This is a genomic window from Actinosynnema sp. NPDC059335, assembly GCF_042752395.1.
Taxonomy (GTDB): Bacteria; Actinomycetota; Actinomycetes; order Mycobacteriales; family Pseudonocardiaceae; genus Actinosynnema.
Window position 1 is genome coordinate 21,238 of the sequence record NZ_JBHYXZ010000114.1, and the last position, 7,510, is coordinate 28,747.

Annotated in this window: 6 protein-coding genes and 1 pseudogene; 4 read left to right on the forward strand and 3 right to left on the reverse strand. The window is 75.9% G+C overall.

Annotation, left to right across the window (positions count from 1 at the left end):
• Nucleotides 1-361 precede the first annotated feature (361 nt).
• Nucleotides 362-1,090 (forward strand): annotated as a pseudogene (locus tag ACFXGA_RS28850) (ATP-binding cassette domain-containing protein); the annotation flags it as partial.
• Nucleotides 1,091-1,287: 197 nt separating this feature from the next.
• Here the strand turns inward: ACFXGA_RS28850 and ACFXGA_RS28855 are convergent.
• Complete coding sequence (locus ACFXGA_RS28855; protein ID WP_378093169.1) at nucleotides 1,288-2,187, reverse strand: glucosyl-3-phosphoglycerate synthase; 900 nt, start codon at nucleotides 2,185-2,187, stop codon at nucleotides 1,288-1,290.
• Complete coding sequence (gene folP / locus ACFXGA_RS28860) at nucleotides 2,187-3,047, reverse strand: dihydropteroate synthase (RefSeq protein ID WP_378093171.1); 861 nt, start codon at nucleotides 3,045-3,047, stop codon at nucleotides 2,187-2,189. Before folP ends, ACFXGA_RS28855 begins: the two co-directional genes overlap by 1 nt.
• Before the next feature lie 127 nt (nucleotides 3,048-3,174).
• Here folP and ACFXGA_RS28865 point away from each other — a divergent pair, with 127 nt between their 5' ends.
• A complete protein-coding gene (locus ACFXGA_RS28865) occupies nucleotides 3,175-4,665 on the forward strand; it encodes a CocE/NonD family hydrolase (RefSeq protein WP_378093173.1) in 1,491 nt (496 codons plus the stop codon).
• Between the two features lie 124 nt (nucleotides 4,666-4,789).
• Here the strand turns inward: ACFXGA_RS28865 and ACFXGA_RS28870 are convergent, their stop codons facing one another.
• Nucleotides 4,790-5,890: a hypothetical protein gene (locus ACFXGA_RS28870; RefSeq protein ID WP_378093175.1), complete on the reverse strand. Its 1,101-nt coding sequence runs from the start codon at nucleotides 5,888-5,890 to the stop codon at nucleotides 4,790-4,792.
• Nucleotides 5,891-6,003: 113 nt separating this feature from the next.
• Between ACFXGA_RS28870 and ACFXGA_RS28875 the strand changes: the two genes are divergently transcribed.
• Together ACFXGA_RS28875 and ACFXGA_RS28880 are read left to right on the forward strand one after the other, a co-directional pair.
• Nucleotides 6,004-6,375: a DUF3224 domain-containing protein gene (locus tag ACFXGA_RS28875; RefSeq protein ID WP_378093177.1), complete on the forward strand. Its 372-nt coding sequence runs from the start codon at nucleotides 6,004-6,006 to the stop codon at nucleotides 6,373-6,375.
• On the forward strand, nucleotides 6,368-7,414 hold the full coding sequence (locus ACFXGA_RS28880) for a DNA glycosylase AlkZ-like family protein (RefSeq protein WP_378093179.1): 1,047 nt from the start codon (nucleotides 6,368-6,370) through the stop codon (nucleotides 7,412-7,414). The genes ACFXGA_RS28875 and ACFXGA_RS28880 overlap by 8 nt, the downstream gene beginning before the upstream one ends.
• Nucleotides 7,415-7,510: the final 96 nt, after the last annotated feature.

Below are 7,510 nucleotides of genomic sequence, written 5' to 3' on the forward strand. Positions count from 1 at the left end.
GCAGCCGCCGCTCGCGGCGTTGACGGTGGCGATCGTGGCGGTGCGCGCGTTGGCCGTGGCGCGCGGCGGGCTGCGGTACGCGGAACGGCTGGCCGGGCACTCGGCGGTGCTCCGGCACCTCGCCGACCTGCGCGGACGGGTGTACGACGCGCTGCTGCGCCGGCCGCTGGCCCGCGGTGACGCGCTGACCCGGCTGGTGTCCGATGTGGACCGGGTGCAGGACGCGCTGCTGCGCTGCCTGCTGCCGGGCGCGGTGGCGGCCGTGGTGGGGCTGGTCGCACTGGCGGCCACGGGGTTCGCCTGGCCGCTCGTGCTCGGCCTGGTGGCGAACGCGTGCGTCATCCCGGCGATCGCGCACCGGATGGCGGTCCGGCACCTCGACGCCCTCGCCCCGCTGCGGTCCGAGCTGGCGGAGCGGACCGTCGTGCTGCTGGACGGCGCGGCGGAGCTGACCGCGTTCGGCGCGCTGGACCGGGAGCTGGCCGCGACCGGCCGGGTGGTGGACGCGCTGGCCGACCGGGAACGGCGGGGCGACGCGGTCGCGGCGGTGTGGGCCGCGGCGGCCGTGGTCGTGCAGTTCGGGGTGGCGCTGGCGTTCCTGCGGTCGGGCGCGCCGGCCCACGTCGTGCTCGGCTCGGTCGCGGTGCTGGAGGTGACCCTGCCCCTGGCCCCGGCCGCCCAGCGGTGGGCGGAGGCGCGCGGCTCGGTCCGCCGCGTCCGCGACGCGCTCCGCGCCGAGCCGGTCCCCGCGCCGCACGTCGAACTGCCGGCCGGACGCCGGGTCGGCGTGGTGGGCGCGAGCGGCGCGGGCAAGAGCACCTACCTGCGGGCGTTGGCCGCCGCCCACCCCGGTGTCGCCAAGGGCGTGCTGGACGACGCCCACGTCTTCCACGCCACCGTGGAGGCCAACGTGCGCCTCGCCCGCCCGGACGCGTCACGCGAGGAGCTGGACCGGGTGGCCGCCGTGGTGGACCTGGACGTGCCGTGGGACACCGTCGTCGGGGAGGACGGCGACGCCCTGTCCGGCGGCCAGCGCCAACGCCTGCTGCTCGCCCGCGCGCTGCTCGCCGACCCGGACGTGCTGCTGCTGGACGAGCCGGTCGAGGGCCTGCCCGTCGACCACGGCGACGCCGTGCTGCGCCGGGTGCTCGACCACGCGCGCGGCGCGGTCGTGCTCGTCACCCACCGCCTCGCCCCGCTGGCCGGGTTCGACCACGTCCTGGTGTTCGAGGACGGCCGCGTCGCCCGCGAGGGCACGCCCGCCGGGCTGGCGGCGTCCCCCGGCCACTACCGCGACCGCTGGAGCACCGAGCGCATGGCGGGCCGGTCCTCCGCGGGCACGTCCACCGGCGACGGCAGCCACTCCCCGTCGAACGGCTCGAACTGCGTCAACGTGGAGGACGCCACCGGCACGCCGCACCGGCGCAGGGCGGTGACCGCGATCTGAGCCGCCATCGGCCCGAGCTGCCGCAGGTCCCGGTTGCGGTGCTTGCGCACCCCCAGGTTGACCTGGGCGATCCCGTCCAGCCCGTAGCGGGCGTGCGCGTCGAGCAGCAGCCCGATCTCCACGCCGTAGCCGGGCGCGAACGGCACCGACTCCAGGAACTCGCGCGTGCCCGCGTACTCGCCGCCCAGCGGCTGCACGACACCGGCCAGCTCGGGCCGCAGGGCGTTGAGCAGGGGTCGGGCCGCCAGCTCGGTCACCCGGCCGCCGCCGGTGCTCTCCAGCCGCAACGGCCGCCGGTAGAAGCCCTTCACCAGGTGCACGTCGCGGGTCAGCAGCGGGCCGAGCAGCGCGGGCACGAACTCCGGGTCCGGGTCCACCAGGTCGGAGTCCAGGAACACCACCAGGTCGCCGGTCGTCGCGGCCAGCGACCGCCACAGCACCTCGCCCTTGCCCGGCCGGGGCGCGAACTGCGGCAGCACGTCGGTCCGGTGCACGACCCGCGCCCCGGCCGCCGCCGCGCGCGCCACCGTCCCGTCGCTCGACCCGGAGTCCACGACCACCAGCTCGTCCACCAGACCGCCGAGCAGCGGCCGGACCACGCCGACGACGCCGCCGACGGTGGCCTCCTCGTCCAGCGCGGGCAGCACCACGCTGACCGTGCGGCCGGCCTTGCGGGCCACCAGCTCCGGCACCGTCCACCGCGGGCGCTGCCAGGTGTTGGCGGCGAACCAGTCCGCCATCAGGCCAACGCCCTCAGCACCCGGGCCGGCGGGCGCGTGCCCGCGATGCTCGCCACCATCTCCACCACGTGCCGGGTCTGCCGCACCTGGTGCGCCCGGAACACCTTCGCGCCGGTCCACGCGGCCACGGACGTCGCGGCCAGCGTGCCGTCCACCCGGTCGTCCACGTCCGCGCCCAGGGTCTCGCCGACGAAGTCCTTGTTCGACAACGCCATCAGCACCGGCCACCCGGTGGCCACCAGCTCGTCCAGCCGGCGCAGCAGCTCCAGGCCGTGCCAGGTGTTCTTGCCGAAGTCGTGCGTCGGGTCGATCAGCACGCCCGCCGCGGGCACGCCCAGCGCGACCACCCGCTCGGCCCGCGCCACCAGCTCGGCCGCCACGGACGCCACCACGTCGGCGTACCGGACGCGGTGCGGGTCGGTGCGCGGTTCGAGGCCGCCGGTGTGGGAGCAGACGATGCCCACGCCGAACTCGGCCGCCACCTCCGCGAGCCGCGGGTCCGCGCCCGCCCACGTGTCGTTGATCAGGTCCGCGCCCGCCTCGCACACCGCGCGGCCGACCTCGTGCCGCCACGTGTCCACGCTGATCACGAGGTCCGGGTGCCGCTCGCGGACCGCCGCGACGAACGGCACGACCCGCCGCGCCTCCTCGGCGGCGTCCACCACCTCGCCCTTCGAGCCGGCGCGCACCCCGCCGATGTCGACGATGTCCGCGCCGTCGGCGACCGCCCTGTCCACCGCGGCCATCGCGGCGTCGTCGGCGAAGGTCGCGCCCCGGTCGTAGAACGAGTCGCGCGTCCGGTTGACGATGGCCATCACCAGCGCGCGATCCCCGGCGACCTCTCGTGACCCGAACCGCATGACCGCATCGTGCCACGTCGCCCGACGGGGTGAGCTGCGTCACAGACTTCTGCTACTGACGAGTACGGTTCGTGTTTACTCGCCGGTAACACCCTGCGTGATCCCGGTCACGGTCAAGGAGGACCTCGTGCGCCGATCACTCCCCCTGCTGCTCGCCGCCCTCGTGGCGCTCGTCCCCGCCCCGCCCGCCCAGGCCGCGCCCGGCTTCGCGGTGTCCTACGAGACCATCCCCGGCGAGGGCGGCACCCCGTTGCGGGCCTTCGTCGTCACGCCCACCGGCCGCGGCGGCGGCCCCTTCCCGCTGCTCGTGATGCCGTCGAGCTGGGGCGTCAACAACATCGAGTACGTGGGCGCGGCCGCCAAGCTCGCCTACCGGTCCGGCTACTCGGTGATCAGCTACACCTCGCGGGGCTTCCACGACTCCGGGGGCGAGATCGACGTGGCGGGCCCGGACACCGTGGCCGACGTCAGCCGGGTGGTCGACTGGGGCCTCGCGCACGCCCACGGCGACCCGGCGCGGATCGGCGTCGCCGGCATCTCCTACGGCGCGGGCCAGTCCCTGCTCGCCGCCGCGGCCGACCCGCGGATCAAGGCCGTGGCCGCGCTGAGCACGTGGACCGACCTGGCCCGGTCGCTGTACCCGAACGAGACGGTCGGCACGCAGGCCGTCGAGCTGCTGCTGGCCGCCGGCCGGCTGACCGGCCGGCCCGGGCCGGTGCTGCGCGAGGCCGAGGCCGCCTACCGGGAGGGGCGGTTCGCCGACGTGCTGCCGATCTCCCCGCCGCGCTCCCCCGCCACCCGCGTGTCGTCCATCAAGGCCGCGGTGATGATCGGCAACGCGTGGAACGACGGCCTGTTCGCGCCGAGCCAGATCACCGACTTCTTCGAGGCGCTGACCGGCCCCAAGCGGCTCATGCTCTCCCCCGGCGACCACGCCACCGCGGAGCTGTTCGGCGCGGCCGGGCTGCCCGACGAGATCTGGGCGTCGGTCGGCCGCTGGTTCGACCACCACCTCGCCGGCGTGGCCAACGGCATCGACCGCGAGCACCCCGTGCAGGTGAAGCCGAACAACGGCGGCGGCTGGCGGTCGTTCCCCACGTGGGCCGCGGCCACCGCCCGGACCGAGACCGTGCCGCTGGCCGCGGACCGCATCCACGCCGGGTGGCCCACCATCGCCGAGAGCGGCACCGTGCTGGTGTCCGGCGCGTTGCAGGGCTTCCTGAACCTGCCGGTGGGCGTGTCCACGCCGCTGGTGGACCGGGGCGCGGCGGCGGTGTGGCGCGGACCGGTCCAGTGGACCGCGACCACGGTCAGCGGCACGCCCCGCGCGCACCTCACCGTGACGTCGAGCGCCGCGAGGACCACCCTGTACGCCTACCTGTACGAGGTGAACCCGCTGGGCCTCGGCGCGCTGGTCACGCACAAGCCGGTGACGCTCGCCGGCACCGCCACCCGGACCGTCGACCTGGACCTGGAGCCGGTGGTGTGGAACGTGGCCGCGGGCAACCGGCTGGTGCTGGTCGTGGACACGGTGGACGCCCGCTACCAGGGCTCCAGCACGCTCGGCTCGACGGTCGCGTTCGGCGCGGACTCGTGGCTGCGCGTGCCGCTGGGCTGACACCTCGCACGGCCGACACCTCGCACGGCCGACCACCCCACACGGCCGACCACCCCACACGGCCGACCACCCCACACGGCCGACCACCCCACACGGCCGACCGCCGCACACGGCCGGCGTGCCGCTACGCCTCCGGCAGCGCGGTGACGGCGGCCTCGGCCAGGGTGGTCGCAAGGTCGCAGACGGGCCGGTCGCCGTCGGCCCCGGACCCGCGCACGGACAGCTGCACCAGCTCGGTCAGCCGCCCGTGCCGGCCGGGGTCGGACCGGTGCACGGCGCGGACGGTGCAGCTGCCCTCGCCGTCGTAGCCGGGGGTGACGAACGCCGCCCGCCCGGCCAACCGGGTGGGCCGCCCGTCGCCCGCGTCCAGCGGCGAGGACCGGTCGAAGCGCAGCTCCACCTCGACGTCGTCCACCGCGCCGTGCCACCCGCACTCCCACCGCCCGAACCCGACCCGGGGACGGGCGACGTCGATCCCGGGCACGGCCGCGGTGAGCGCCCCGGCGTCGAGCAGGGCGCAGGCGTCGAGGTGCGCGAGCGACCCGGACGGGAAGGCCGGCCGCCGGGCGACCCGCCCACCCGAGGCGTGCGCCCGGTCCAGCACGCCGGCGGCGGTGTCGGCGGCCACGTCGGCGATCTCGCACAGCGGCGCGGTCCCGCGCTCGTCCGCGTAGTCCGCGCGGACCACGACCACCGGACGACCGTCGCCGGGCAGCCTCAAGGCGCGTTCGCACGAGTCGCTCTCCTCCGGCCACGCCACCACGTCCACCGCGCCCACCCGCCGCGCGGCCGTCGCGCCCTCCTCCGGCCGGGAGTCGGTGAACCGCACCTCGACGTCGACCCGGGCCGCGCCGCCGCCGGGGTCGATGATCACGTCGCACCGGTGGAAACCGCCATAGGCCGGGTCCAGTTCGGTCCGGCCGAACCCGCCGAGAGCCGCCGGCCGCACGAGCGCGCACGGATCGGCGGTGCGCGGGTCGCCGAACACCTCCACCCCGCCGAACGGCCCGAACGCCCAGCCGAAGCCGGCCGCCGCCTCCACCGCGACGGCCGCGACCACCGCCACCCAGCGCCACCACTTCACCGGCCGCCGGCCCGGGACCCGCACCGGCCGCGCCACGACCAGCCGCACGTCGCCGTTCGCCTGCACCACCGTGTTGGCCGAACCGGACACGAATGCCGACTGGGTGACCGGTGACGCACGGGGAGTGACCTCATCACGCACCGCGCCAGGGTGCCGCGCGCCCGTGGTGTCCGCAGGCCGAAACGCGATGACCCACCGTGTCGAACGACCGACCCTGACAGCGGTTGACAGGATTTCCTGACAGGATCCCCGCCATGGAATCCAAGTCGACGTTCAAGATCACCCGATGGGACCAGACCGTCTACGACGAGGCGGAGCCGCAGCTGGGCCGGGCGTTCGTGGACAAGACCTACAGCGGGGTCATGGAGGGCACCAGCACCGCCGAGCTGACCATGTGCCAGCCGTCGGACGGCTCGGCGGGCTACGTGGGCACGGAGCGGTTCGTCGGCACGGTCGACGGCCGCGCCGGGACGTTCGTGCTCCAGCACGGCGCGATCATGTCGCCCGCCGGCGAGCAGTTCTGGGGCCACATCGTGCCCGGCTCGGGCACCGGCGAGCTGGCCGGCATCTCCGGCACCGCCCGGCTGGAGCACGAACTGATCACCCTGGACGCCGACCTTGGCTGACCGGGAACGGGTGATCGCCTACCGGGTCGCCGCCCACCAGTTCGACCGGACCACCGCCGACGCCGCCGACCTGCGCGTGTTCGACCTCGGCGTGCAGGACTCGGAGCGGTCGGCGGCGCCGGCGCTCGCCGCACGCCTGGACCGCGTGCCCGACCTGGCCGCCGCGTTCACCCTCACCTGGAGCGTGCGGGGCGCGCCGCACTGGCACCGCGCGGACGAGGCGCCCGCGCTCGCGGCCCGGCTGTGGCCGTTGAGCGACGGCGACGCGGTCGCCCGGATGGACCGGCCGCCGGTCGAGGACGGGCGGGCGGCCCTGCGCGAGGTCGCGTCGGCGCTGCGGGAGGTCGTGACCGAGCCGATGACGAAGGGCGAGGCGTCGTCCCGGCTCACCGCGCGGGTGCGGCCGGAGCTGACCGCGTGGTGCCGCGGCTGCGACGCCACGCACGTGCTCGACCCGGTGTTCCGGCAGGCCGTGCTGCCCGCCGGGCTGCGGTTCGACCCGGCGCAGCGGACGGTCACGTTCGTGCCGCTGGAGCACCGGCGCGCGGTCCCGGACGCCACCGAGGGGTTCGACCGGCTGGTCACCGCCTACCTGCGGCTGCACGGGCCCGCCGGGCCGTCCGAGGTGGCGCACTACTTCGGCGCGCCGGTCCGCGACGTGAAGGACGCGTGGCCGGACGACCTGGTCGCCGTGTCGAAGCGGGCGTGGCTGCCCGCCGACCGGGTCGAGGCGTTCGAGAACCCGCCGGAGCCCGAGGTGGTGCGCCTGCTGCCGCCGCTGGACCCGTACCTCAACGCCCGCGACCGCGACCTGCTCGTGCCGGACAAGGCGCACCAGAAGCAGGTGTGGCGCACCCTCGGCCGGCGCGGCGCGCTGCTCGTGGACGGCGACATCCTCGGCACGTGGCAGGCCAGGGCGACCGGCGGCCGGCTGGACGTCAAGGTCTCGCCGTTCGTGCCCCTGGACGTCGACATGGTCGCCGAGGAGGCCGACCGGCTGGCCGCCGCCCGCGGGCTGGAGGAGGCGCGGGTCAGCTAGCTGTAGTGACTAATCAGGTTGTTGACGGCGTGTCGGGTTGAAGACGGGAGGACCTCCGGGCGGAGTGGATGTGTCTGACGCATCCCATCGGCACAC